Here is a 24,793-nt window from a genome sequence, read left to right as displayed (position 1 = left end):
GGATGCCCTGACGTTTCCCGGCGCTACTGAAACGGGATCCGTGTTCGCGCTATCACCGTGGGTCAACGGATGCGATCAACCGGCGCGGCGGGCCCGACTGACAGTCGGGCCCGCCGCCCGTGTCACACCGCCCACGCGTCACACCGCCCACGCGTCGCCGTCGGCGACGTCGGTCGGCGCCTGCGCGGCCCGCTCGTCCCAGCGCGGCACCGCCGGCCGCGCCCCAGTGCGCTGGGCCGGAACCGGCCGGTGTCGGGGCACCGCCAGGTCGGCGATCGGCACGTAGACCTGAGCGTCCACCGATTCGGCCAGCAGCAGGGCGGCGGCCACACTGCTCGGCCGGGCCGCCGGATTCCGGGACAACGACAGTCGGCACACCTGCGCGACCTCGACCGGCAGCCCGTCGATCGCCGGCAGCGGCTCCGGCGCGACGTGCCGGGGCGGTCGCCGCCGGCCGGGCTCCATCGACCAGGGCAACCGACCGGCCAGGCAGAGGTAGAGCAGCACCCCGGTGGCGTAGCTGTCGCTCGCCGCGGTGGCCACCCCACCGTCCCAACGCTCCGGCGCGACGAAGGCCGGCGTCCCCGGCAGGCTGCCGTCCGGGTCGGCGTCGACACCACCGACCGCCGCCGCGATCCCGAAGTCGAGGACCTTCGCCCCGGCTGCGGTGAGCACCACGTTGGCCGGTTTGATGTCGCGGTGAACGATGTCGTGCGCGTGGGCGGCGGCCAGCGCGGCGCTGACCTCGGCGCAGACCCGGACCGCGATCCGCCAGTCCAGCGGCCCGGCGGCGAGATGTTCCGACAGGGTGCGGCCCCGCACCAGCTCCATCACGATGTATGGCTCAGGCCGACCGTCGGCGGTGACCGTAGCGCCGAAGTCGTGCACGCTGGCGACGTTGGGGTGGGCCAGCCGGGCGGCGGCCCGCGCCTCCCAGCGCACCCGTTCCAGCCGAACGTCGTCGACCAGGTGCGGGGCGATCAGTTTCACCGCCACCGGACGGTCCAGCACCTCGTCGTGGGCGTGCCACACCTCGGACATCCCGCCCACACCGATGCGGATGTCGAGCCGGTACCGGCCGCCCAGCGTACGCATGACCGCTTCCCACCGCTGCCTCGTCCCGAACCGACGACGTCTGCCGCCGATCTCCCCGTCCGTCGCTGTCTACCCGGACGTCCAGCAGCGGAAACGTGAACCGGAGCGGTGCGGGCGGCGTGCCGCGTCGGACGGCGGGGGGGTCGTCCACGGCGTAGGTCGGCATCGGACGGTCCGGGGTGGAATGACAAGATGGCCGGATGGACATCTACGAGGACGCCCGGACCGTTTCCCGGGCCGACCTGGCCGCCTGGTTGCGACAGCTGGCGAGCCAGCTCGACGCCAGCGGTCAGGTCTTCTACGGCGCTGGCGGCACCATCAGCGTCGCGGACCAGGTCCGCTGCGAGCTGGAGATCGAGCAGGAAGGGCCGGACGAGTTCGCCATCGAGATCGAGTTCTCCTGGGTGAACCCGAAGCCGGTTGAGGCGCCGAAGCCGGTCGAGGCTGCGGGCGCTGACGAGGCGCCAGCGCCGGCCGAGTCCTCGTCGGGGAACGAGGACCCGGCCGGGGACTGACCCGACGTACCGGTTCGCGAGCTGGCCGGTACGGCCCGCGCGGGCCGTACCGGCCGGCAGCCTCAGTCCGGGTCGGCCGGGCCGGGGCGGGCGGCGCCCAGCCAGTCGCGGACCTGCCCGCTCTCCCCTTCGTCGAAGGCGATCCCGGCGGCGTCCGCCCGGTTCAGTACGTTGGCCACGAAGGCCGCGCCGATCTGGTCGGCCGACGGCGGCGGTTGCCCGTGCAGCGGCCGGCCGCCGTACGAGGTGCCGCGCACGACGAACGCGACGGCCCCCCGGCTGACCGGGACCCCCTGGTCGTGCAGCTGGTCCCGGGACCAGCTGGTGCACTGGGTCAGGTTGAACTGGTGCGAGGCGGCGTAGTCGGCCAGTGTCTGGTAGATCGGCGGCCACCAGTCCTGCGGAATCCGGGGCAGGTTGAGCAGCTCGGCCAGGCGTTCCACCGGTTCGGGCAGGACACCCCCGTGACCGGTGACGGTCCCCTGCTCCGGTGCCTGGTGCCGGTCGTCGTCCCAGATCAGGTGCTGCGACATCCGCAGGTTCGGCAGCCGCAGGCTCTCCACCGCCCGGGCGAAGCTGCCGAACCCGAACCAGTTGCTCTCGGTGATCACCTGACCCAGCTCGCCGCGTAGCCGCTGGGCGAGCGACGCCATGTTGATCGGGGTCGCGGTGGCGTCGTACTCGGTGGTGACGATCGTCCGCAGCGTGGCGTACGCCGCCGATCGGACGTCGTCGTCCGCGCTCGGGCCGGTGTCCCGGCGGGGGACGGCACCGGGGTCGGCCGCGTCCGCGTCCCGGTCGTCGCCGTCCGGTTCGCGGATGTCGCCGTCGAGGGTGACCGGCTCGCCCTGGACCAGGGCGAGCAGCTGCTCGCTGTCGAGCACTCGGTCGGCGATCGAGACGAAGGCGTCGGCCGCGTCGGCCGGGGACACGATCATGGTCCGCCGGTCGGACCGGCGCAGCCGCTGCAGCAGCGGCGTCATGTCGGAGTCGCCCGAGGCGATGACGAACTCCTCGTACGGGGTGTCTGCGGTCAGGGCGTCGATCGCGTCGATGACGATCCGGATGTCGGCACCGTTCTTCGTCGCGTTGTACCGGGGGCAGTCGATCACGTCGAAGCCGGCCCGGACGAACGACGGCCGGAACCGGGAGAAGTACACCCGTTCCTGCTCGCCTGCCGCGTTTCGGTGCGCCACCCAACCGGCCGGGTTGAGGTAGCAGCGCAGGATCAGCCACCGCCGGGAGCCGCCCGGTGCGGGCAACGACAGCAGCCGGGCCAACCAGTCGCCCGGGTTGCTGGCGAACTGGATCGCCACCGCCGGATCCAGTTTGAACAGGCCGATGAACACGTTGTCGAAATCAAGGTAGAGCGCGACCCGCACATGATCCACAGGTAGAACGTACCAAGCCGGTGACACTTCATCGTCATTCATCGATGACAGGTGGGCCCTGGGTCGACCGGCGCGCCGGCCGGCTGACGACCGACCCACCACACCGTACGGCGCGGCCGGCACTGCAATAGGCTGACGCCACATCGGCAGGGTGGCCGTACCCGGAGGCAGACGACGGTGACCGACGAACTGGATCTCTCCTTTGAGCGACCACGGGCCGCTGCCCGCCGGCCCCGCGCCGGGGACCGCAGACAGCGAGCCACTGCCGGTCGGGCCACCGCCGGCGAGCGCCGGCCCCGATCCGACGGCGGAAATCGTCGGCGCGGTGCCCGGCGGCGGAGCACCGGTGGTCGCGGCTGGGCCGTCGCCGTCGGCGTGGTCGTCGCCGTCGCCCTCGCCGGGTTGGGCGGTGGCGCTTACCTGTACGGCCCGGACCGGCTGATCGGCGCCGTGTTCACCCTGGACTACAGCGGCACCGGCACCGGCGAGACGACCATCGAGGTCCAGGCCGGGCAGACCGCAACCGACATCGCCGAGACCCTGGTCGCCGCCGGCGTGGTCCGCAGCACCGGGGCCTTCGTCGCCGCTGCCGCCGCCGAGCCGCGCAGCCAGGGCATCCAACCGGGCCGGTACACGGTGCGCCGGGAGATGAAGGCCGAGGCGGCGTTGGCGATGCTGCTCGACCTGGCCAACAAGGCCACGAACCAGGTGACCGTGCCGGAGGGGCGCAGCACCGTGCAGACGCTGGACCTGCTGGCCCAGGCGACCGGTATACCGGTCGCCCAGTTCCAGGAGGCGGCTGAGGATCCGGTGGCGCTCGGCGTACCGGAGTCGTGGTTCACCCGCACCGACGGCAAGGAGTCGGTCCGATCGGTCGAGGGCTTCCTCTACCCGGACACCTACGCGCTGGAGCCGGAGATGACCGCAGCGCAGATCCTGCAGGCGATGGTGCGCCGCTTCCTGGCCGTCACCGAGGAGCTGGACTTCGCCGGGCGGGTCACCGCCGAACGGGGTGGCATCTCCCCGTACGAGGCGCTGATCGTCGCCTCGCTGGCCCAGGCGGAGGCGGGGACCGAGGAGGACCTGGGCAAGGTGGCCCGGGTGGCCTACAACCGGGCGTACGGCGACTTCCCGTGCGGCTGCCTCGAGATGGACGTGACCGTCAACTACTGGCTGGAGGCGACCGGCCAGCCCACCAAGACCTCCGCCGAGATGACCCAGGACGAACTGCTGGGGGTGGACAACCCGTACAGCCGCAAGCTGCGCGGGATGATCCCCACCCCGATCAACAACCCCGGCCGGCTCGCTCTCAACGGCGCCATGGCTCCGCCCGCCGGGGACTGGTTCTTCTTCGTGGCGATCGACAAGGACGGCCGGTCGGCGTTCGCCGAGACCTACGACGAGCACCTGCGCAACGAGGCGACCGCCCGGGCCAACGGCGTCCTGTGACCGATCCGGTAGGCGAGGAGTCGCCGATACCCCTGGGGGGTTGTTAACCTGCAGGGATGACCAGCCAACCCGTACGCGGCTACACCGCTTCCAAGGACCAGTTGCAGGCCCGGCTGCGCCGGATCGAGGGGCAGGTACGCGGCATCGAGCGGATGGTCGACGAGGACCGCTACTGCATCGACGTGTTGACCCAGATCTCAGCGATCCAGGCCGCCCTGGACAAGGTCGCGCTGGGCCTGCTCGACGGGCACGCCCGGCACTGCATGCATGAAGGGTCGGTCGCGGGCCGGGCCGACGAGATGGCCGCCGAGATGATGGCTGCGGTCGGCCGGCTGATGAAGCGCGGCTGATGAAGCGCGGTTGACGAAGCGCGGCTGACGACGCCGGACCGACGACGCGAGCGGCGGGTGGACGGCCGACCGCCGCCGCACCGCGATTACCCCCTGGGGGTATGATAACCTCGTTTTCGTACCCCGCCAGGGTATCTCCGCGCCGCCCCTCGGCGCGCCGAACGGGACACGCACCCCGAACACGACAAGGTGGTGATCGTCCGTGAGCGCCCCCGTCGAACTGACCATCGGTGGCATGACCTGCGCATCCTGTGCGGCCCGGATCGAGAAGAAGCTCAACCGGATGGCCGGTGTCACCGCGACCGTCAACTACGCCACCGAGAAGGCGACCGTCACCATCGACGATCCCGCGGTGACGGCCGACGCACTGATCGCCACCATCGAGAGCACTGGCTACACCGCGCAGCTACCGCCGCCGCCCAGTCGACCGGCGGCGGACCGGTCCGACGACGTCGACCGGCCGGTCGACGCGAACCCGGTCGACGCCGAGTTGCGGCCGCTGCGGACCCGGGTCCGGGTCTCGCTGGCGCTCAGCGTGCCGGTCGTCGTCCTGGCGATGGTGCCGGCCTGGCAGTTCACCTACTGGCAGTGGGCGTCGCTGGCACTGGCCGCCCCGGTCGTGGTGTATGGCGGTCTGCCGTTCCACCGGGCCGCCTGGACCAATCTGCGGCACGGCGCGGCGACCATGGACACCCTGGTCTCGATGGGCACCCTCGCGGCGTTCGGCTGGTCGCTCTGGGCGTTGTTCCTCGGCGACGCCGGCATGCCGGGGATGAGTCATCCGTTCAGCCTGGCGGTGGACCGCAGCATGGCCACCGCCAGCATCTACCTGGAGGTGGCCGCCGGGGTCACCACGTTCCTGCTGATCGGGCGCTATGTCGAGGCGCGGGCCAAGCGACGTGCCGGGGCCGCGTTGCGGGCGTTGCTGGAGCTCGGCGCAAGGGACGTCACGGTGCTGCGCGACGGCGCGCAGGTACGCGTCCCGATCGACCAGCTCGTCGTCGGCGACCAGTTCGTGGTCCGGCCGGGCGAGAAGATCGCCACCGACGGGGTGGTCACCGACGGCTCCTCGGCCGTCGACGTCAGCATGGTCACCGGCGAGTCCGTCCCGGTCGAGGTCGGCGTCGGCGACCCGGTCGTCGGCGCGACCGTGAACGTCGGCGGCCGGCTGGTGGTGACCGCGACCCGGATCGGCGCCGACACGCAACTGGCCCAGATGGCCCGGCTGGTGGAGCAGGCCCAGGCCGGCAAGGCCGCCGTCCAACGACTCGCCGACCGGATCTCCGGGGTCTTCGTACCGGTCGTGATCCTGCTCGCGGCCGGCACCCTCGGCTACTGGCTGGGCACCGGCGCCGGGCCGACGGTCGCCTTCACCGCCGCCGTGGCCGTCCTGATCATCGCGTGCCCGTGTGCCCTGGGCCTGGCCACCCCGACCGCGCTGCTGGTCGGCACCGGCCGCGGGGCCCAGCTCGGCATTCTGATCAAGGGGCCGGAGACCCTCGAGTCGACCCGGCGGGTGGACACCGTCCTGCTGGACAAGACCGGCACCGTCACCACTGGCCGAATGACGCTGGTCGACGTACATCCGGCGGCCGGCGAGGACCACGCGACGCTGCTGCGGCGCGCCGGAGCCGTCGAGGCGGCCTCGGAACACCCGGTCGCCCGGGCGGTGGCGCGGTCCGCCGCCGACCACGGGCCCCTGCCGGACGTACGGGACTTCGCCAACCTGCCCGGGCTGGGCGTGCGGGGCACCGTCGAGGGCGACACCGTGCTGGTCGGCCGGCCCGCGCTGCTGGCCACGGAGGGCCTGCGGGTGCCGGCCGAGCTGACCGTCGCCGCGACGGCCGCCGAGGCCACCGGGCAGACCGCGATCATGGTCGGCTGGGCGGGTGCGGCCCGCGGCGTACTGGCCGTCGCGGACGTCGTCAAGCCCACCAGCCGGCAGGCGGTCGCCGCGCTGCGCCAGCTCGGACTCGAGCCGGTCCTGCTCACCGGCGACAACGCCACCGTGGCCCGGGCCATCGCCGACCAGGTCGGCATCGACCGGGTGGTCGCCGAGGTGCTGCCGGCGGAGAAGGTGGCGGCGGTACGGCGGTTGCAGGCCGACGGCAAGGTCGTCGCGATGGTCGGTGACGGGGTCAACGACGCCGCGGCGCTCGCCCAGGCCGACCTCGGCCTGGCCATGGGCACCGGCACCGACGCCGCGATCGAGGCGTCGGACATCACCCTGGTACGCGGCGACCTGACCGCCGCCGTGGACGCGGTCCGGCTGTCGCGGCGCACCCTGCGGACGATCCGGGTGAACCTGTTCTGGGCCTTCGCGTACAACGTGGCCGCGTTGCCGCTGGCCGCCGCCGGGCTGCTGAACCCGATGATCGCCGGCGCCGCGATGGCGTTGTCCTCGGTCTTCGTGGTGACCAACAGCCTGCGGTTGCGTCGCTTCCGGACGGGCGGGGTGGAGCACCGTCCGCTGCCGGCCGACCGGGTCACCGACCGGCCGGCAGCGGGACGTGGCCAGCCGGCGGCGACCCGGTAGCCGGCCTCAGCCAGCGACGACCTGGTAGCCCGCCTCCTCGACGGCTGCGGCCACCGACCGGTCGTCCACCGGTTCCTGACTGGTCACGGTGAGCTGGCCGGCGGCCAGGTCGACGGCGACGTCGGTGACTCCGGCGACCTGACCGACCTCGTTGGTCACCGCTGTCACGCAGTGGCCACAGGTCATGCCCTGGACGGTGTAGGTGCTGACGACCATGTCGGCCTCCTCGGTACTCGTGGTCCGATCGTCGATCGTATACCCGTACCCCGATGCGGTATAGGAGGTGAGCCCCGCCACCGACCGTCTCGATGGATTGTGCACAACTTAATTGTGCACTATCTTTCGGGGCATGGAGACCGGTCTTGAGCTGCGGCACCAGGTCTGTTTCGCGCTGTACACCGCGTCCCGCGCGATGACCGACCTCTACCGCAGGATCCTCGACGAACTCGGCCTGACCTACCCGCAGTACCTGGTGCTGCTCGCCCTCTGGGAGCGACCCGCGCAGCCGCCCACCGTCACCGAGCTGGGCAGAGCACTGCGACTCGATTCCGGCACCCTGTCACCGCTGCTCAAACGCATGGCGACGACCGGACTGGTCCGCCGGGAACGGGCCAGTCAGGACGAGCGGCAGGTCCGGATCCACCTGACCGCCGACGGTCACGCGATGCGCGAACGCGCCGCCCACGTGCCGTTCCAGGTCGCCACGGCCACCGGCCTCACCCTCGACCAGCTCGTCGAGCTGCGACAGACCCTCACCGGGTTGACCGAACACATCCATGCCACGGAAGGAACCCGATCCCGATGAACCCGCTCTACACCGCCGAGGCGCTGGCCACCGGCGACGGCCGCAACGGTCATGTCCGCAGCTCCGACGGGATCCTCGACCTGGACGTCGTGATGCCCAAGGAACTGGGCGGCGCCGGTGGTGCCACCAACCCCGAGCAGTTGTTCGCCGCCGGCTACGCCGCGTGCTTCCACTCCGCGTTGCGCGCCGCCGCCCGCCAGTCGAAGGCCGACGTGACCGGTTCGACGGTGACCGCGCAGATCGGCATCGGCCAGCTGGCCGACGGTCGGTTCGGGCTCACCGCCGCGCTCACCGTCGAGCTACCGGCGCTCGACCGGGCGACCGCCGAGGAGTTGCTGAACACCGCGCACCAGCTCTGCCCGTACTCGAACGCCACCCGCGGCAACATCGACGTCACGCTCTCGGTCGCCAGCGCCACCTGACGGTCCGGCGGCACCCTCGCTGCCGTCCCGGCGGCCCACCCGGTGGCACCCGAAACGTTTCCACCGGTGACTCGAACGGTTGCACCAGAACCCCATTAGATAGATACTGAACGATATAACCCGGTCGGCGCCGGTACAGCGGCCCGGATACCTCGCCGGATCGTGGGTACGCCCGCATCCAGGAGCAACCGAGGAGGAGCCATGTCCGGTAAGCGGCCCGGCAGCAAGGGGTACGACATCCAGCGCGCCCGCCTCCGCAAGGAACTCGAGGACTCGGGGCAGGCCAACGACCGCGGTGCGGACGAACGCGCCAACGAGATCCTGCAGGACGAGCGGGGTCGACAGGGCGTGGTGCGCACCGAACGCGGCCTCGGGCCAAAGGGCGCGCGCTAGTCAGCCCTGGCCGGACCGGATGCGTGGACGGCGCACTCCGGTCCGGCCAGGGTGTGCTCCGGGCAGATCACCCGCTTCACCAAAGGGCGGATAATCTGACAAGCCACCTTGATCCCCGCATATTCTCCAGAAGTGGACGGTGCGGGCCCTGCGGTACGCGTACGGTCGGCGGCACCCGGTGCCAAGGTCACCCGGCTGGAGCTCTTCTTCGACCTGGTGTTCGTCTTCGCCTTCATCCACCTCAACACGCTGACCGTCGACCATCTCGACCGGTCGAGCCTGATCGCGATAACCCTGCTGCTCGCCGCTCTGTGGCTGGTCTGGTCGCGGTTCGCCGTACTCGGCAACAACCTGCGGGCCGACCAGGGCGTCATGCCGATCGTCGGCTTCGCGATCATGACCGCGATCTTCATCTCCGTCACGATCCTGCCCGACACGAGCACCGAGGAGTCCGCGCCGCCAGCCCCGGACCGGGCCCCGCTGTCCTTACCTGGGGAGTTCGTCTTCCCGGCCTGCTTCTGCCTGATCTGGGTGCTGGAGATCCTCGCCCTGCGGTACGCGGCCCGCGGCTACCCCCGGCTGCGCCAGATCTGGCTGCGCAGCGCCCCGGCGCTGACACTCAGTACCGTACTGCTCGTCCTCGGCGCGATCGTGCCGCCGCGGCTCGACGGCAACGCCCGGCTGGCCGTCTTCGTCGGGGCCTGGGTGGCCGCGATCGCCGTCGCCTACCTGGCCGTCCTGCGCACCAGCGCCCTCGCCATCGTCTCAGCCGGGCACTGGGCCGAACGCCACGCCCAGATCATCCTCATCGCCCTCGGCGAGACGGTCATCTCCATCGGCATCGGTGCCGATCTGACCGCCGGTACGCCGCTGACCCTGCAGCTGATCAGCGCCGTCGTCCTCGGCATCGCGCTGATCTGCGCCCTGTGGTGGACCTACTTCGACGCCCGGTCGATCGCCGCCGAGCAGGTCCTGCACCGCACCCAGGGCACCGCCCGGATCCGGCTGGCCCGCGACGCGTACACCCTGCTGCACTTCCCGATGGTGCTCGGCATCATCCTGCTCTCCCTCGGTGTCAAGCAGGTCCTCGCCCACCTCTCCAGTGTCGCCAGCAGCGGTGAGCAGACCGCGGTGCTCGACCCGGTCCACCTGCGCGTGCTCTACGGCGGCGTGCTGATCTACCTGATCGCCCTGCTCGCCTTCCAGGCCCGCACGATCCGCACGGTACGGCCGGTCTCCGTCGTACCGGTCCTGCTCCTCGGCGCCCTGCTGCCGGTCGCCGAGCACGTCCCGCCGCTGGCGGCGCTCGCCGTACTCAGCCTGGTCACGGTCACCGCCACGGTGCTGGAGAACCGGCACGCCAGCGGCGAGCGGCAGCAGTTGCGCGAGGCCCGGCTCGCCGAGCAGCAGGCGTTGGAGAGCGAAGAGACCGACTGGCGCCGCCGCCACCTGTGAACCATCCCGGGTGTACGCCTGCCGCCCCGAGCAGCCAGGAACGCGCCGACTTGGGCCCGCCCACCGTACGTGGCAGGGTGAGTCCATGACACCAGTCGCCGGCTCCCCGGCCGGCCGGCACCCCGATCGCCGCCGGCGGCTGCGCACCTCCCTCCTGATCGCTGCGACCGTCGCGGTCGGGTACGCCCTCGGCTCCGGCTGCTCCTGGCTGTTCTTCCACGCCTCGGCCGTCGGCGCGGTCTTCTTCCCGCCAGCCGGGGTGACCCTCGGCGCGCTGGTGCTGGCCCATCGGCGGCACTGGCCGTGGATCCTCGGTGCGGCCGGTGTCACCGAGCTCGGTATCGACCTGTGGCAAGGGCTCGATCCGCTGACCGCCGCTGGCTTCGTGGTCACCAACGTGGCCGAGCCCCTGGTCGGTGCCACCCTGCTCCGGCAGCTACGCCCCCAGCGGATCGACCTGACCCGCTACCGTGACGCGCTGGCGTTCCTGCTCTGCGGGGTCGGCGCCGGCCCGCTGGTCGGTGCCGTGATCGGGGCCAGCACCAGCGCGCTGGCCATGCGATCCAGCTGGTGGGAGGCGTTCGGCCAGTTCTGGGCCGGCGACGGCCTGGCCGTGCTCACCCTCGGCGCCGCGCTGGTCGGACTCGACTCGCTGCGCGGCCGGCTGCACGCCGGACAGTTGACGCGCGGCGGGGCGACGCTCGCCGCGACCGGTGCGCTGACCACGATCGGCTTCTGGCCCCGGGAGGTGCCGCTGGCCTACCTGCCGGTGCCGGTACTGCTGGCGGTCGGCTTCCGGGGCAGGGTGGCGACGGTGGGCGCGGCCGGATTCGTCATGGCGTTCACCGCCAATCTGCTCAGCGCCGCCGGCCACGGACCGTGGTCGGTGCTGGCCGGCCAGCCGCGGTTGGAGGCGGCCTCGCTCCAGGTCTACCTCGCCGTGGTGGTCCTCGGCGCCTGGGCTCTGGCGATCGCCGTCGCCGAACGGGACCGGGCCCAGGCCGAGTCCCGACGTGAGGTGGCGGCCCGCCGCCGCCTGCAGACCCTGCAGGACGTCACCGCCGGCCTGGCCACCGCTGCCACGTCGGACCAGATGATCAGGGTCCTCGTCGACCGGGGCGTCGGTCTGGTCGCCGACCACGGCGCGGTGGCGATCGTCGACGCCGCCGGGGCGCAACTGCGGACCTGGACGACCAGCGCCGTACCGGAGCAGCTCGCCGTCCGCTTCTCCGAGCTGCCGCTGACCGAGGCCGGCCGGCTGCCCATCGTCGACGCCGTCCGCACCGGCCAGCCGATCCGGCTGCCGAACCTCGCCGCCGTCACCGCCCGATACCCGGCGGTGGCCCAGACTCAGGCGCAGACCGGCACCCGCAGCCTGCTGGTGGTGCCGGTCCGGGTCGGTGATCGGTGCCTGGGCGCGTTGGCGTTCAGCTTCCACCGCGACGACGCGATCACCCCGGAGATCGCCTCGATCGCCCAGACCCTCGCCGAACTCGCCGGCCAGGCGGTCGACCGGGCCGAGCTGTACGAGGCCGAGCACGCGGCCGCACACCAGCTGCAGCGGGCCCTGTTGCCGCAGATCTCCACCGACCTGCCGGGAGTCACCGCCGCGGTCTGCTACCGGCCCGCCGAACGCGGCCGCGACGTCGGTGGCGACTGGTACGACGTGTTCGAGCTGCCCGGCAACCGGGTGGGGATCGCGGTCGGCGACGTCGTCGGCCACGGTCTGGCCTCGGCGATCACCATGGGGCGGTTGCAGCAGTCGCTGCGGTCGGTGGCGCAGACCGGGGCCACCCCGGTCGAGGTCCTCGAAGCGCTGGACATCGCCTGCCACACGATCGACGGTGCCGACTTCGCCACCGTCGGGTACGCCGAGTACAGCCCGACCGACCGGCTGCTCACCTACGCCTGCGCCGGGCATCTGCCGCCGCTGCTGGTCGCCGACGGTGTCGGCCGGTACCTGACCGAGGCACGTTCCCTGCCGCTGCGGCTGACTTCCCAGGCACGCACCCAGGCACAGCTCACGGTGCCCGAGCCGGCGATGCTGGTCTGGTACTCCGACGGTCTGGTCGAGCGCCGCGATCAGGTGATCGACGCCGGACTGGACCGGTTGCGGCGGGCCGCAGCCGGTCTGTCCGGCACCGAGCCGCAGGTCTGGTGCGACCGGCTGATCGAGGCGATGGCCGACGACCGGGTGATCGTCGACGATACCGTGGTGGCCTGTGTCCGTCTGGGCGGCCTGCCGGCTGACTCGGCGAACGCACCGGTGCTGCGCCTGACCCTGACCTCTCCGGCCGACCTGTCGACGGCCCGGCGGGCTCTGCGGGACTGGTCCGCCGGGAACGAACTCTCCCCCGACCAGGTGGATGCGTTGCTGGCGACCTGCAACGAGGCGTTGATCAACTCGTTGGAGCACGCCTACCACGGTCGGGCGACCGGGCCGGTCGCACTGCAGGTGATGCTGCTCGACCGGCACCAGGTCCGGATCGAGGTGACCGACCGCGGCCACTGGCGGGGGCATTCGTACAACGGCTCGGAACGGGGTCGCGGCCTCGATCTGATCAACCGGATGGCCCGACGTCTCGTGCTCGACCTCAGCGGCGGCGGCACCCGGGTCACCATCACCCTGCCCGGACGCTGACCACGCGGCGCGCCGCGTGGTCAGCGGGGCGTCGCGTGGTCAGCGGGGCGCCGCGTGGTCGGCCGGCGCGCTCAGCTCCGCATGGCCTGCCAGATCCAGCCGAGGATGTTGTCGATCCGGGAGGTCGTCTCGACGTCCGAGTGCGGGCAGCCTGGGCCGAAGCTCTCGATCGAGATCAGCTTCGGCGGGCCGTACTTCGGCTCGAGGAAGTACGGCGCGCCCGAGTCGTACGGGCAGGCGCTGGTGTCCGCCGCCGGCTGGTGGCCGGTCACCCCGATGGTCGATTCGGCGATCGTGGTCACCCGGAACTGACCGGTACGCAGCACGGTGGAGGGCGTCGGCGCGACCGACTCGACCGCCCCGTACCCGGTCAGTCGCACCAGGTCGCCGACCTTCGGGGCCCGCTTGCTCAACGCGACCGGTGCGATATGCCATACCGGGGCGTCCAGTTTGGCCAGGGCCAGGTCGTTGGTGGGTGACTGGCGGACCGCGACGACGGTGCGGACCGTACCGTTGTCGCCGGACAAATCGGCGCGCCCGACGGTCGCGGTGGTCAGGTCGGCGACCGGCCGCTCGACGCGGGTACCGGTGTAGTCCCGGAAGCAGTGACCGGCGGTGACCACCCACTGCGGGGCGATCAGCGCCCCGGAGCAGGCGCTGTCGCGGCGGCCGCCGTCGGCGGTCGGGATACCGGTCATGGTCAGCTTCACCGAGAACCGGTACTGGCCTTCGGGGACGATCTCCCCGTTGGCGACGGCGGCGGCCGGTCCGGCGATCGTGGCGGCGAGACCGGCCGCGACGGCCAGTGCCAGCGCTGATTTCGTCAGGCGGGAGACGAGCGTACGGGACACGTGGATTCCTCTGGAGATGGTGCCGCCGGCGCGCCCCCGACGACAGCTTGGGATCGATGGGCTCCACCGACCCTAGAACGATTCACCGCCCACCGGACACGGGCTATCGCCTACCTATTCGGACACGGAGAACAACGGATCATGTTCGCAGAGACATCACTGACCGTATCGGCGGCTGCGGAACACCGGCGGGCTCGATCGGTTACGGACAGGCCCGGGCGGTTCGGTCAGCTGCAGATGCGGTAGACGTAGTCGGCCCGGTTGCGGTGCGGGCTGACGTCGGCGACGGCCCGGTTCGCGGCGCTGATCACGAAGAGTTTGCTGTCGGTGGCACCGGTCTCGTCGAGGAACGTGGTGCTGCCGTAGCCGAGATGGTAGTGCGCTGATTCGGTGCGGTTGCGCCATCCCCAGTTGCCGAGGTCCTGCCAGCCGCAGTCGCTGAGCCGCCCTCGGGGGTAGCCGTAGTTGGTGCCGTCGTAGAAGCAGAACCATCCGCTCGGGCAGTCGGGTCCGGCGAGGGGCGCGGTGCCGGCCGGGCGGGCCACGCTGACGATGAACCGACCGTCGGAGTAGGCGAGCTCGGTCTCGTTGATCCGGACACCGCCGGGGTGTGCGGCGAGGTATTCGGCGATCTGCTGCTCGATGGTCGGGTTGGCCGGGTCGGGATCGGCCACTGGTCGCGCCACGGCGGGGGCACCGGTGGCCAGCAGGGTCAGGATCAGGGCGGCGGGAAGCAGCCACCGGCCGGGACGATGGTTACGGATGGGCAGCGCCATGTCGATCTCCACGGTTGGTGTCGGCCGGTCCGACCGGCCGACTGACTGACTGACGGGACACTGTCGCCGCGCTCAGGGCGATCAGCAGGTACGACGAGGACAGCAGGTCATCGCCCACCACTCCAGTGTTCCATCAATATCCGCATATTGTTGCTGGTAAATAGATGAGACTGTATCGCATCCGCTTTTCCGGGTATCACCTGCAGGTTTGCGAGAACCAAGATCGATTTCAGATGCGTACGGGTTTCATGGTCCACATGGTGGACGATTCCACCAAGATCGACGAGATTTCCTCATCACGATCGGGCACGCTGACGCCTCTTATATGGCGGGTGTCGACGACGGCACCCCCGGCCGCGACCTTCCGCCGGACGAGGAGCAAGGAGAGTTGTGGACGCAGAGGATGCGGCAGAGATCGACGCATGGCTCGCGGATCAGGTACGCGAGCAGGGATCTCTGCTGTGGACGGTACTGGTTCAACGGCTGGGCGACACCGGCGACGCCGAGGATCTTCTGCAGGAGACGTTCATCAGGGCATGGCAGTACCGCCGGGCCGGACACCGGATCAGACACCCGAAGGCGTGGCTCTACCGGGTCGCCTGCCGGTTGGCCGCCCGCCACCTCGCCAAGAGCCGGCAGGACCGGAGCGCCTGGCAGTTCGTCGCGTTGTCCCTGGTCGTCAGCAACGACGGCGACATGGGAGCCAGCGAGCTGCGCCAGGACGTGTCCCGAGTGTGCCGGCGGCTGAGCGAGAAGGACCGTGAGTGTCTGCGGCTCACGATCTGCGACGTCAGCACCGCCGACATCGCGGCGATGCTGAGGATGAGCCCGGCAGCGGTCCGGCAGTCGCTGTACCGCACCCGCAGTGCCCTGCACAAAGTGCGCGACGAGGTGATCCGCCGGCAGGCCCGGCGGCGGGCTCCGGCACACGGAAGGGGATGATCCGATGGATCGACAGACCAGCGAGGAAGACTTCCGCCGCGACGAGCTGGTACAGCTGGCCGGCAAGGTCCTGCTGCCCAGGTCGGGCAGGATTCCGCCACCACCCGACATCGACGTCGTCGGACTGATCGTGGCCGCCCACCGGCGCCCCGCGCGACGCTGGGCGACCCTGCTGCACGGCGCCTGGGCCGACCGGCCGCGCCCGCTGCTGCCGGACCGGCCGCGCACCCGCTGGACCGGCCCGCCGGGGGAGTCCCGGCCTGCGCGGCTGCGGTCAGGCCCGCACCGGCTCCGACGGTGGGGTCCGCCCGTCTTCATCGCCGCGGTCGTGGTGCTGCTGGTCGGCGGCATCGGCGCCCTACGGCCGTACGGCGTCAGCGGCCCACCTGAACCCGGCTCCACCGCAGCGGACCCCACCGGCACCCGGGACGCACCGCTGCCGCTGACCACCGGACGGGGTGTCACGCCGGCCCGGCACCAGCTCGCCGGGATCGCCCGGCACGTCGACAGCCAGCCCGACCTCACGGCCAGCGGCCGGTACACCTACGTCCACCTGCGCACCTGGTGGGGCGACGACCCGGCCACCGGACTCACCACCGGCTCCTACGACCAACGCCTGTGGTGGACCGGCGACCGCTCCGGACAGGAGACCCGTACCGACCCGGCTGACCCGCAGGCGCCGCCGGAGCTGGTGCGCTACCGGCCGGGCACACTCGGCGTGGCCGTGCCGGACCCGTCCGCCGACCGGACCGTACTGGCCGGCCAGCTCGCCGAGGAACAGCCGCTGGACGAAGGTCCGCAGGCCGTCCTGCGCTCCGTGGTCGGCCTCTACCGGTTCCACGACCTGTCCGCGCCGCACCGGGCTGCCGCGTTGGCGGTGCTCGCCGACGCCGAGCTGTACACCCACGGGCCGGTGCTGGACCGGGCCGGCCGGTCCGGGGTGGCGATCAGCGCGACCGGAACGATGGACGGCACACCGACACGCGACACGATCGTCGTCGACAGCGCGACCGGTCGGCTGCTCGGCTACGAACGTGTCGACCTGCCGGCGGACGACCCGGACGCGGCCGGGACCCTCGCCTACTACGTGGTCTTCCTGGACTCGGGTCGGGTCACCCAGCTCGGCGCGGAGCCCGGTGCCACCGGCCCGCTCCCGGGTGCCACGGTCGGGCAGACACCGCCGGCATGAACCCGCACCGGCGGGGTAGCCGACGAGGTGACCGACATCGCCGGCTACGGGCTGCTGAGTGACTGCCAGGGCGCCGCCCTGGTGTCGCGGACCGGGTCGGTCGACTGGTGGTGCCCGACCCGGTTCGATGCACCGAGCGTCTTCGCCCGGCTGCTCGACCCGCAGGCCGGGCACTGGAGCATCGCCCCGGTCGGCCCGTACGCGACGTCGCGGCGCTACCTCGACGGCACGATGGTGCTGCAGACCGACTTCCACACCCCGACAGGTGACGTCCGGGTCACCGACGCCCTGGCCCTGGGCAGCGGCGAACGCGGTCACCACATCGGGACGGCCGCGCCACACCAGTTGCTGCGCCAGGTGCAGGCCCTCACCGGCACGGTGGCGGTGCAGGTCGAGCTTGCGGCCCGGCCGTCGTACGGACTGGTCACACCGGTGGTCTCCGGCGACGGGCGGCTGATCCAGCTGACCGGCGGCGCCGACCGGCTGACCCTGACCGGCGACGCGCCGCTGACCGTCGTCGCCGGCGGTGCCACCGCGCTGCTGCGGCTCACCGCCGGCGAGACCGTCCACTTCACGCTGGCCCACTCGCCGGCCGATGCCCCACCGGCCGTACCGCTTGCGCCTGCGGCGCTCGCGGACACCGTCGCCGGCTGGCAGTCCTGGGACGACCTGCACCACAGCTACCAGGGCCCCTACCGCGACCAGGTACGGCGCAGCGCGCTGGTGCTGCAGGCGCTGACGTACCAGCCGACCGGGGCGGTGGTGGCCGCCGCCACCACGTCGCTCCCGGAGGAGGTCGGCGGCGGCGCCAACTGGGACTACCGGTACGGGTGGCTGCGTGACGGTGCCTTCACCATGCAGGCCCTGTGGGTGGCCGCCTGCCCCGACGAGGCGCAACGGTTCTTCGACTGGATGGCCGGGTCCACGGGTGTCCCGACCGACGGGCACGGGCTGCCGGCCGGTCAGCCCGTACCGGTGATGTTCGGGGTCGGCGGTGAGCGGGACCTGACCGAACACACCCTGGACCACCTCGCCGGATACCAGGGCTCCCGGCCGGTGCGGGTCGGTAACGACGCCTGGCGGCAGCGGCAACTCGACGTCCTCGGCGAGGTGCTGCACGGCGCGTGGATCATGCGGGACTATCTGGGCGGGCTGTCGGCGGGCACCGCCGGGTTCCTGCGGACCGTCGCCGACCGGGCGGCGACCGGCTGGGCCGAGCCCGACGCCGGGATCTGGGAGGGCCGGGAAGGTGACCGCCACTACGTCACCTCGAAGCTGATGTGCTGGGTGGCGCTGGACCGTGGGGTGCGCCTGGCCGGGCTGCTCGGCGCGGACGCCGAGGTGAGCCGGTGGCGGCGGGCCCGCGAGGACGTCCGGGCGGCGATCCTCGACCACGGCTGGGACGCCGACCGGCAGGCGTTCACCGGCGCGTTCGGTTCGCCGCACCTGGACGCCGGAGTACTGATCATGCCGATGACCGGGTTCCTGCCCGGCAGCGATCCGCGGGTGGTGTCGACCGTCGACGTCATCGAACGGGAGCTGGGCCACGACGGCCTGGTGCAGCGCTGGACCGGAGGCGATGACGAGGGGGCCTTCCTGATCTGCTCGTACTGGCTGGCCGAGGCCCTCGCCCTGGCCGGTCGGCCGGACCGGGCCCGGCGGGTGTTCGACCGGGCCACCCGTTGCGCCAACGATCTGGGGCTGCTCGCCGAGGAGGTCGACCGCCGCGACGACAGCCTGATCGGCAACTTCCCGCAAGGGTTGTCGCACATCGGTCTGATCAACGCGGCGTGGACGATCTCCCAGGTCGAACAGGCCGGTGCCGCACCCGCCGGTCAGAGCGGTGACGGCGATGCCGGTCGGGCCGACATCGACGATGCCGGTCAGACCGGAAGCGGCGACGGTAGTACGCCGGCCAGGGAAAGCCGGTCCAGGTTGTCGCGGTAGGACCGGTCGCCGAGGACCCGGGTCACGGCGCCGGCGATCCGGTCGGCGCAGCCGGCGTCGAGCAGCCGGTGCGCCGCGTCCCGGTCGGTGTCCGCGCCCGCGTCCAGGTCGATGCCGATCCCGAGCCGCTGCACCTGCCGGGCCACCAGCGGCTGGTCACCGAAGAACGGCACCACGACCATCGGCACCCGGGCCAGGATCGCCTCGTGGAAACTGTTGCTGCCCCCGTGGGTGACGAACACGTCGGCCCGACTCAGCACCTGCTGCTGGTCGACGACGTGTGTCACGGTCCAGTTGGCCGGGTACCGGTCGAGGATCCGCCGGCCCCGGGTCGGGAACACCACCTGGACGTCGGCGGTGGACCAGTGCCGGGCCAGGCCGGCCAGGCACCGGCGCAGCGCGCCGACCAGCGGCGGGTCGCTGTGCCACAGGTTGTCCAGCACCTCCGTGCCGAAGGACAGGTAGATCAGCGGCCGGTTGGCCGGCCGGTCCGGTCGACGCCAGCCGTCGGAGAGGTAGCCGGCGAACCGGTAGCGGGCCGGTGCCCGGCCACGGCCGAAGTCGCGTGGCGTGACCGACGGGTACGACCAGAGGATGTTCTGCGTACCGGGTAGGTGCAGGCTGTTCGAGACCAGCTCGACCGTAGCGGGGTCGACGTCGACGCCGTACCGCCGGCGCAGCCGGGACAGCGCCGCCGCGTTCGCTGGCGAGGCAAGCGCCCGCCGCAGGTAGCCGGTGTCGGTCATCGGCCCGACCAGCCCCGGCACCGAACTCCACGCCGGCACCCCCAGCCGCCGGGCGACCAGGTGGCCCTCCACCGCGCAGAAGTCGTACACCACCAGGTCCGGACGGAAGTCACGGCCCGCCGCCAGGCACTCGTCGAACAATCGGTACGCCCGGGCGAACACCTGGTCGGCCGGAGTGTTGCGGAAGACCCGGCACCCCGGTAGGTCGACGGTCAACCCGGCCAGGTCACCGAGTCGGGGCACCGTGGTCTGCCGGTCGACCAGCACGATCCGGAACGTCTCCTCGGTCCGGTGGTCCCGGACCAGGCGCTTGAGGATGTTCAGGTGACCCTCGTTGGGAATGCTGAAGATCAGCACCCGTCGTCGCGGCATCCCTGCCTCCCACCCCGCCCGGTTCCCCGGCCGGCGAGCGTGGTCGGTACCCGGCCGAGGCGCGGTTTCCCTGCGGTCGGTGACCCAAACCGGCGGTCGTGGCGCAACCACCGCTCCCCCGGCCACCGCGCGCACTAGCGTCGACCCGGTGACCCTGCGCACCAGCACCATCACCCGTTCGGCACCCCAGGTGGACGACCTGCTGGCCCGGATGAGCCTGCCGGAGAAGGCGGGCCTGCTGTTCCATCCGATGATCGGCATCGGGTCGGGCGGCACCCTCGCCGCCGCCGACCCCGACGCCGGGCTTCTCGCCGCCGAGGATCTGGTGCTGTGCCGCCGGATCAACCACGTCAACCTGGTCGGCACCGCGTCGGCCGAGGAGCTCGCCCGGTGGCACAACCACCTGCAGGACCTGGCGGCGTCGACCCGGCTCGGCGTACCGGTGACGGTCTCCACCGATCCCCGGCACTCCCGGTCGGCCAACCCCAACACCGCTGCCCTGGCCGGTGCCTTCTCCACGTGGCCGGAGCCGGCGGGCCTGGCCGCCATCGGCGACCCCGAGCTGGTCCGCCGACACGCCGACACGGTCCGCCGGGAGTACCTGGCGGTCGGCATCCGGGCCGCGTTGCATCCGCAGGCCGACGTGGCGACCGATCCGCGCTGGCCACGGGTGCTGGGCACCTTCGGCGAGGACCCGGAGCTGGTCAGCAGGCTGACGGTGGCGTACCTGCAGGGGTTGCAGGGCCCGACGCTCGGACCCGGCAGCGTCGCCGCGTTGGTCAAGCACTTCCCTGGCGGCGGCCCGGTCCGCACCGGCGAGGACCCCCACTTCCGGTACGGCGCCGAACAGGCCTACCCGGGTGGCCGCCTCGCTGCCCACCTGGCGCCGTTCGTGGCCGCCGTCCGGGCCGGTGCCGCGCAGGTCATGCTCGGCTACGGGCTGCCGGTCGGCACCGAACTGCCGCCGGTCGCGTTCGCCTTCAACCACGAGGTGGTGACCGGTCTGCTGCGCCGCCAGCTCGGCTTCGACGGGGTGATCTGCGCCGACTGGGGGGTGCTGACCGATGCCTGCTTCCGGGGTGAACACCGGCCGGCCCGCGCCTGGGGTGTCGAGCATCTCGACCCGGCGCAGCGGCTGCGCGCCGCGCTGCACGCCGGGGTCGACCAGTTCGGCGGCGAGGCCCGCCCGGACCTGGTGGTCGACCTGGTCCGTACCGGCCAGGTCACCGAGGACCGGATCGACTCCTCGGCCGCCCGGATCCTGGCCGACAAGGTGCGGCTCGGGCTGTTCGACCACCGGTACGTCGACCCGGAGCAGGCGGCGCAGGAGGTCGGCAACGCGGCGGCCCGGGCCGACGGGCTGGCCGCCCAGCGGGCCTGTGTGACGCTGCTGCGCAACGCCGCGCCGGGCGGGTGCGCCCGGCTGCCGCTCGCCGCCGGCCTGCGGGTGTACGCCGAAGGCCCGCTGCGCGCCGCCCTGTCACCCCGCTGGACGGTGGTGACCGATCCGGGCCAGGCCGACGTGGCGGTGCTGCGGCTGGCGGCGCCGTTCGAGCGGCGGACCGGCCAGATCGAGGCGTACTTCCACGCCGGCCCGCTGGAACATCCACCGGGTGCCCTGGACCGGGTGCTGGCGATCGCCGCACGGGTGCCGACCGTCGTGGACGTCTACCTGGACCGGCCGGCGGTGCTCACCGCACTCGTCGACCGGGTCGCCGCCCTGCTGGTCAGCTTCGGTGTCGAGGACGCCGCCCTGGTCGACGTGCTCGCCGGGCAGGCACCGCCGGCCGGCCGGCTGCCGTTCGACCTGCCGCGCAGCCAGCAGGCGGTGCTCGTCGGGCAGCCGGACACGCCGTTCGACGACCCGGACCCGTTGTTCCGCTACGGCCATGGGCTGACGTACTGAGATCTCGTCGGATGCCGTCGACGGCGCGACCGGCGACGGGTGCCGTCAGCGGCGCGGTTCCCAGCGGAAGAGTCGGGCGGCCAGGGCGAGGGCGACGACGACCCAGCCCAGGGTGGGTGCGAGCAGGGCCAGCGAATCGGTCACGGCGACGCCGCCGTTCCACGCGTCGACGACGAGTTCGGTGGCCGCGCCGCCGGGCAGAATCCGCTTGAGCAGGGTGAGATTCTCGGTGCCGCTGATACCGACCCAGCTCGTCACGGCGATGACGCCGAGACTGACCGGCAGCGTGGTCACCTGGGCGTGTTCGGGGGAGTTCGTCAGCCCGGCGGTGGCCAGGCCGAGACCGATCAACATGATCATCGTCGCGAGGACGGCCGCCGCCAGCAGCGGCACGTTCGCCGGTCGGTCGGACACCACCCCCAGTACGGACAGCATCGCCGTCACCTGGACCCCGGCGATGACGGTCGCCGGGGTGAGCAGGCCGGCGAGAATCGTGGCGTCGGTGGCGGTGGTGGAGCGCAGCCGCTTGAGGAAGAGGTTCTGCCGACGGGAGGCCAGCGTGGTGACCGTGGTGGCGTACAGCCCGAACGCGCCCACGGTGAACACCACCACCCCGGCGATGTAGCCGAGGCTGCCGAGGGTCGCGAACGATTCGTGCTGGTAGATGAAGAAGGCGCTGACGACGACGGGCATGATGAAGCTCGTGACCAGCACGAGCCGGTTCCGGAAGATCTGGATGAGTTCGCTGCCGGCGATGGAGAGCATGGCGACACGGTCCGTTCGGGAGAAGGTCGGTACGGGGTCAGTAGACGCGGGGGTCAGTCGGTGCCGATGGCGCGGAACACGTCGTCGAGCCGGGTCGGCCCGGCTTCGAGGCCACGCAGCTCCACGTCGTGGTCCTGCGCCCAGCGCAGCAGGGTGTGCAGGTCCCGCTGAAGGTCGAGGGTCTCGATGCGTACCGCGCCGCCGTCGCCCGGCTCGGCCGGCAGCGGCAGCGCCGGACTCGATACGGACGCCGGCAGGGAGAAGCTGATCACGGCCGGCAGGGACCGGGTCAGCTCGGCGACGGTCCCCTCCCGGCGCAGGGTCCCCTGGTGCATCAGCCCGATCCGGTCGGCGCGCTGCTGCGCCTCCTCCAGGTAGTGGGTGGTGAGCACGACCGTCGAGCCGTCCGCACGCAGGTTGTCGACGACCTCCCACAGGCCGTCACGGGACTGGATGTCCAGGCCGGTGGTCGGCTCGTCCAAGAAGATCAACTCTGGTGCCCCGTACACGGCGGTGGCGAAATCCAACCGCCGCTTCTCCCCGCCGGAGAGCTGGGCGACCAGGGTGCCGGCCTTGCCGGTGAGGCCGACCAGGTCGAGCACCCGGTCGACGTGGTCGACCCGCTGGCTGAGCTTGCCGATCAGCCGGACCGATTCCCGCACGGTGAGGTCCGGGGAGAATCCGCTCTCCTGGAGCATGATGCCGGTCCGGGGTCGCACGGCCGCGCGGTCGCCGGGGTTGCGCCCGAAGACCCGTACGACACCCGAGGTCGCCGTACGGTGGCCCTCGATGGTCTCCAGCGCCGAGGTCTTGCCGGCCCCGTTCGTGCCGAGCAGGGCATAGAGCTCACCTCGGCGTACCTGGAAGGAAAGGTCCTTGACGGCGTGGAAACCGCCGTAGGAGACGTTGAGGCGTTCGACGTCGATGACTGGTGTGGTGGACATGCCGTCAATTCCAGCCCTCACCGCGCCCACCGGTCAGTGCGGCCGTGTCACCACTTCACGATGACATTCCCGCTGGTGAACCCGTGACGTAGTGTCACTGGTGGCCTGCCCGGATCCGGACGAATACTCAGGAGATGCCCGAGCACACCGAGCCCACGCGACGACGGCTGCGCAAGCTCAACCTCGTCATGTTGGTCCCGCCGCTCACCGTCGGCGGGGCTGCCGTGGTGGTGGCGGACTCCCGCACCTGGTGGGACGCGGTCATCCTGGCCTCGGGCGTGGTCGCGGCGCTGGTCGCCTTCGAGCGATGGACGGCGCGCGACCTGCCCCGGTTCGCCCCGTACTGTCTGATCGTCACCGCCGCCGTCTGGCCGCTCGGCGTACTGATGATCGACAGCCCGCGCGCGTCCTACGGCCTGGCCCTCGCCGGCTCCCTCGTCGTCCCCAATCTGAAGCGGTACCGGGCCGCGGCGGCCGTCGGTCTCGTCGGCTACGTCGCGGCGGTCGGCGCGACGCGGCTGCTGGTGTCGTCCGAGGGCGTCTCCGACGTGCTCCTGCAGTACGTCGTCCTGCCCGCCGGTGCCGTCGCGGTGATCACCGGCCTGATGTTTCCGAACAAGCGGTTCTACGACGTCGTCGAGGAGTTGCAGGAGTCCCGCAGACGGGAGGCGGAGTTGGCCGTCATCCGGGAACGGGTCCGGTTCGCCAGCGACCTGCACGACATCCAGGGCCACACGTTGCACGTGGTGAAGCTGAAGATCGCGCTGGCCCGCAAACTGGTCCGCAGCGACCCCGACCGGGCCGACAACGAGTTGCGGGAGATCTACGCGCTGGTCAGCGACACCATCAGACAGACCAAGGAACTCGCCTACGCGCAGCGGCGACTCAACCTCTCCGCCGAGTTGGAGAACGCCAAGAACCTCTTCGAAGCCGCCGGCATCCGGGTCCACGTCGACCGCGAGGCCGAGGTCGACACCCACGCGGACGAACTGCTCGGCCAGGTCCTGCGCGAGACGACGACAAACATCCTGCGACACGCGCAGGCCACCCAGGTGAAGATCACCCTGACCGGATCGGGCATCACCGTCGTCAACGACGGCGCACCGTCCAGCCCGCTACCCGAGCTGCACGGCCTGGCCACGCTGCGCGAACGGGTGGCCGGCAGCGCCGGTGAGCTCACCGTGGAGCAGACCGACGGACGTTTCCTGACCGCCGCGACCTTCCCGACTGCCGCCACCTTTCCGCGCCCCGGCCCCGGTGCGCCGGCCGGAGCACCCGTGGAGGACCGTTGACTTCCTCCCCG

At 71.8% G+C, this 24,793-nt stretch carries 21 protein-coding genes and 1 pseudogene; 14 read left to right on the top strand and 8 right to left on the bottom strand.

What is annotated here, in order from left to right:
- Nucleotides 1-138 precede the first annotated feature (138 nt).
- A complete protein-coding gene (locus O7623_RS22065; RefSeq protein WP_282224917.1) occupies nt 139-1,095 on the bottom strand; it encodes a serine/threonine-protein kinase in 957 nt (318 codons plus the stop codon).
- 200 nt (nt 1,096-1,295) lie between these two features.
- Here O7623_RS22065 and O7623_RS22060 point away from each other — a divergent pair, with 200 nt between their 5' ends.
- Entirely contained in the window at nt 1,296-1,610 is a 315-nt protein-coding gene (locus tag O7623_RS22060; RefSeq protein ID WP_282224916.1) for an amphi-Trp domain-containing protein, read from the top strand.
- A gap of 62 nt (nt 1,611-1,672) precedes the next feature.
- On the opposite strand, the gene O7623_RS22055 is transcribed toward O7623_RS22060, so the two are convergent.
- On the bottom strand, nt 1,673-3,001 hold the full coding sequence (locus O7623_RS22055) for an NYN domain-containing protein (RefSeq protein ID WP_282224915.1): 1,329 nt from the start codon (nt 2,999-3,001) through the stop codon (nt 1,673-1,675).
- 177 nt (nt 3,002-3,178) lie between these two features.
- Here O7623_RS22055 and mltG point away from each other — a divergent pair, with 177 nt between their 5' ends.
- The 3 genes from mltG (at nt 3,179) to O7623_RS22040 (ending at nt 7,336) form a co-directional block, all read left to right on the top strand.
- Nucleotides 3,179-4,450, top strand: a complete 1,272-nt coding sequence (mltG, locus tag O7623_RS22050) for an endolytic transglycosylase MltG (RefSeq protein ID WP_282224914.1) — start codon at nt 3,179-3,181, stop codon at nt 4,448-4,450.
- Between the two features lie 56 nt (nt 4,451-4,506).
- Nucleotides 4,507-4,800, top strand: coding sequence for a metal-sensitive transcriptional regulator (locus O7623_RS22045; protein WP_282224913.1), 294 nt, complete (start codon nt 4,507-4,509; stop codon nt 4,798-4,800).
- Between the two features lie 235 nt (nt 4,801-5,035).
- Nucleotides 5,036-7,336: a heavy metal translocating P-type ATPase gene (locus O7623_RS22040; RefSeq protein ID WP_282229509.1), complete on the top strand. Its 2,301-nt coding sequence runs from the start codon at nt 5,036-5,038 to the stop codon at nt 7,334-7,336.
- A gap of 6 nt (nt 7,337-7,342) precedes the next feature.
- On the opposite strand, the gene O7623_RS22035 is transcribed toward O7623_RS22040, so the two are convergent.
- Entirely contained in the window at nt 7,343-7,552 is a 210-nt protein-coding gene (locus tag O7623_RS22035) for a cation transporter (RefSeq protein WP_282224912.1), read from the bottom strand.
- A 133-nt stretch (nt 7,553-7,685) separates the two neighbouring features.
- On the opposite strand from O7623_RS22035, the gene O7623_RS22030 reads away from it, so the two are divergent.
- From O7623_RS22030 to O7623_RS22010, 5 genes are all read left to right on the top strand, one after another.
- Nucleotides 7,686-8,141 carry a MarR family transcriptional regulator gene (locus O7623_RS22030; RefSeq protein WP_282224911.1) on the top strand — a complete coding sequence of 152 codons (456 nt, stop codon included), beginning with the start codon at nt 7,686-7,688 and terminating at the stop codon, nt 8,139-8,141.
- Nucleotides 8,138-8,563, top strand: coding sequence for an organic hydroperoxide resistance protein (locus O7623_RS22025; RefSeq protein ID WP_282224910.1), 426 nt, complete (start codon nt 8,138-8,140; stop codon nt 8,561-8,563). The genes O7623_RS22030 and O7623_RS22025 overlap by 4 nt, the downstream gene beginning before the upstream one ends.
- A 201-nt stretch (nt 8,564-8,764) precedes the next feature.
- Nucleotides 8,765-8,956 carry a phosphatidylethanolamine-binding protein gene (locus O7623_RS22020; protein ID WP_282224909.1) on the top strand — a complete coding sequence of 64 codons (192 nt, stop codon included), beginning with the start codon at nt 8,765-8,767 and terminating at the stop codon, nt 8,954-8,956.
- 132 nt (nt 8,957-9,088) lie between these two features.
- A complete protein-coding gene (locus O7623_RS22015) occupies nt 9,089-10,411 on the top strand; it encodes a low temperature requirement protein A (RefSeq protein ID WP_282224908.1) in 1,323 nt (440 codons plus the stop codon).
- 85 nt (nt 10,412-10,496) lie between these two features.
- Nucleotides 10,497-13,052 carry a SpoIIE family protein phosphatase gene (locus O7623_RS22010; protein WP_282224907.1) on the top strand — a complete coding sequence of 852 codons (2,556 nt, stop codon included), beginning with the start codon at nt 10,497-10,499 and terminating at the stop codon, nt 13,050-13,052.
- A 71-nt stretch (nt 13,053-13,123) separates the two neighbouring features.
- Here O7623_RS22010 and O7623_RS22005 read toward each other — a convergent pair whose 3' ends face one another.
- Both O7623_RS22005 and O7623_RS22000 read right to left on the bottom strand, forming a co-directional pair.
- Nucleotides 13,124-13,903: a trypsin-like serine protease gene (locus O7623_RS22005; RefSeq protein WP_282224906.1), complete on the bottom strand. Its 780-nt coding sequence runs from the start codon at nt 13,901-13,903 to the stop codon at nt 13,124-13,126.
- A 227-nt stretch (nt 13,904-14,130) separates the two neighbouring features.
- On the bottom strand, nt 14,131-14,679 hold the full coding sequence (locus O7623_RS22000) for a peptidase inhibitor family I36 protein (RefSeq protein WP_282224905.1): 549 nt from the start codon (nt 14,677-14,679) through the stop codon (nt 14,131-14,133).
- Between the two features lie 390 nt (nt 14,680-15,069).
- Here O7623_RS22000 and O7623_RS21995 point away from each other — a divergent pair, with 390 nt between their 5' ends.
- From O7623_RS21995 to O7623_RS21985, 3 genes and pseudogenes are all read left to right on the top strand, one after another.
- Complete coding sequence (locus tag O7623_RS21995; protein ID WP_282224904.1) at nt 15,070-15,621, top strand: sigma-70 family RNA polymerase sigma factor; 552 nt, start codon at nt 15,070-15,072, stop codon at nt 15,619-15,621.
- Between the two features lie 4 nt (nt 15,622-15,625).
- A complete protein-coding gene (locus O7623_RS21990; RefSeq protein ID WP_282224903.1) occupies nt 15,626-16,810 on the top strand; it encodes a hypothetical protein in 1,185 nt (394 codons plus the stop codon).
- 27 nt (nt 16,811-16,837) lie between these two features.
- Nucleotides 16,838-18,628 (top strand): annotated as a pseudogene (locus tag O7623_RS21985) (glycoside hydrolase family 15 protein); the annotation flags it as partial.
- Nucleotides 18,629-18,693: 65 nt separating this feature from the next.
- Here the strand turns inward: O7623_RS21985 and O7623_RS21980 are convergent.
- The gene (locus O7623_RS21980; protein WP_282224902.1) at nt 18,694-19,875 is read right to left on the bottom strand and encodes a glycosyltransferase; all 1,182 of its coding nucleotides are present in this window, start codon (nt 19,873-19,875) and stop codon (nt 18,694-18,696) included.
- Between the two features lie 148 nt (nt 19,876-20,023).
- On the opposite strand from O7623_RS21980, the gene O7623_RS21975 reads away from it, so the two are divergent.
- Entirely contained in the window at nt 20,024-21,781 is a 1,758-nt protein-coding gene (locus O7623_RS21975; protein WP_282224901.1) for a glycoside hydrolase family 3 N-terminal domain-containing protein, read from the top strand.
- Between the two features lie 45 nt (nt 21,782-21,826).
- Here O7623_RS21975 and O7623_RS21970 read toward each other — a convergent pair whose 3' ends face one another.
- Together O7623_RS21970 and O7623_RS21965 are read right to left on the bottom strand one after the other, a co-directional pair.
- Nucleotides 21,827-22,546: a hypothetical protein gene (locus O7623_RS21970; RefSeq protein ID WP_282224900.1), complete on the bottom strand. Its 720-nt coding sequence runs from the start codon at nt 22,544-22,546 to the stop codon at nt 21,827-21,829.
- A 53-nt stretch (nt 22,547-22,599) separates the two neighbouring features.
- A complete protein-coding gene (locus O7623_RS21965) occupies nt 22,600-23,490 on the bottom strand; it encodes an ABC transporter ATP-binding protein (RefSeq protein WP_282224899.1) in 891 nt (296 codons plus the stop codon).
- Nucleotides 23,491-23,624: 134 nt separating this feature from the next.
- Here O7623_RS21965 and O7623_RS21960 point away from each other — a divergent pair, with 134 nt between their 5' ends.
- Nucleotides 23,625-24,782, top strand: coding sequence for a histidine kinase (locus O7623_RS21960; RefSeq protein ID WP_282224898.1), 1,158 nt, complete (start codon nt 23,625-23,627; stop codon nt 24,780-24,782).
- Nucleotides 24,783-24,793 lie beyond the last annotated feature (11 nt).

This window comes from Solwaraspora sp. WMMD791 (genome assembly GCF_029581195.1).
Lineage (GTDB): Bacteria > Actinomycetota > Actinomycetes > Mycobacteriales > Micromonosporaceae > Micromonospora_E.
Note: the sequence above shows the minus strand (reverse complement) of the source record. Positions and strands in the feature narration are given on the sequence as shown.

Coding starts and splice junctions, on each gene's coding strand:
- O7623_RS22045 (WP_282224913.1), top strand. CDS start 4,507: ATGACCAGCCAACCCGTACGCGGCTACACCGCTTCCAAGGACCAGTTG.
- O7623_RS21965 (WP_282224899.1), bottom strand. CDS start 23,490: ATGTCCACCACACCAGTCATCGACGTCGAACGCCTCAACGTCTCCTAC.
- O7623_RS21990 (WP_282224903.1), top strand. CDS start 15,626: ATGGATCGACAGACCAGCGAGGAAGACTTCCGCCGCGACGAGCTGGTA.
- O7623_RS22035 (WP_282224912.1), bottom strand. CDS start 7,552: ATGGTCGTCAGCACCTACACCGTCCAGGGCATGACCTGTGGCCACTGC.
- O7623_RS22000 (WP_282224905.1), bottom strand. CDS start 14,679: ATGGCGCTGCCCATCCGTAACCATCGTCCCGGCCGGTGGCTGCTTCCC.
- O7623_RS22025 (WP_282224910.1), top strand. CDS start 8,138: ATGAACCCGCTCTACACCGCCGAGGCGCTGGCCACCGGCGACGGCCGC.
- O7623_RS21960 (WP_282224898.1), top strand. CDS start 23,625: ATGCCCGAGCACACCGAGCCCACGCGACGACGGCTGCGCAAGCTCAAC.
- O7623_RS22060 (WP_282224916.1), top strand. CDS start 1,296: ATGGACATCTACGAGGACGCCCGGACCGTTTCCCGGGCCGACCTGGCC.
- O7623_RS22065 (WP_282224917.1), bottom strand. CDS start 1,095: ATGCGTACGCTGGGCGGCCGGTACCGGCTCGACATCCGCATCGGTGTG.
- O7623_RS22040 (WP_282229509.1), top strand. CDS start 5,036: ATGACCTGCGCATCCTGTGCGGCCCGGATCGAGAAGAAGCTCAACCGG.
- O7623_RS21970 (WP_282224900.1), bottom strand. CDS start 22,546: ATGCTCTCCATCGCCGGCAGCGAACTCATCCAGATCTTCCGGAACCGG.
- O7623_RS22020 (WP_282224909.1), top strand. CDS start 8,765: ATGTCCGGTAAGCGGCCCGGCAGCAAGGGGTACGACATCCAGCGCGCC.
- O7623_RS22030 (WP_282224911.1), top strand. CDS start 7,686: ATGGAGACCGGTCTTGAGCTGCGGCACCAGGTCTGTTTCGCGCTGTAC.
- O7623_RS22010 (WP_282224907.1), top strand. CDS start 10,497: ATGACACCAGTCGCCGGCTCCCCGGCCGGCCGGCACCCCGATCGCCGC.
- O7623_RS21980 (WP_282224902.1), bottom strand. CDS start 19,875: ATGCCGCGACGACGGGTGCTGATCTTCAGCATTCCCAACGAGGGTCAC.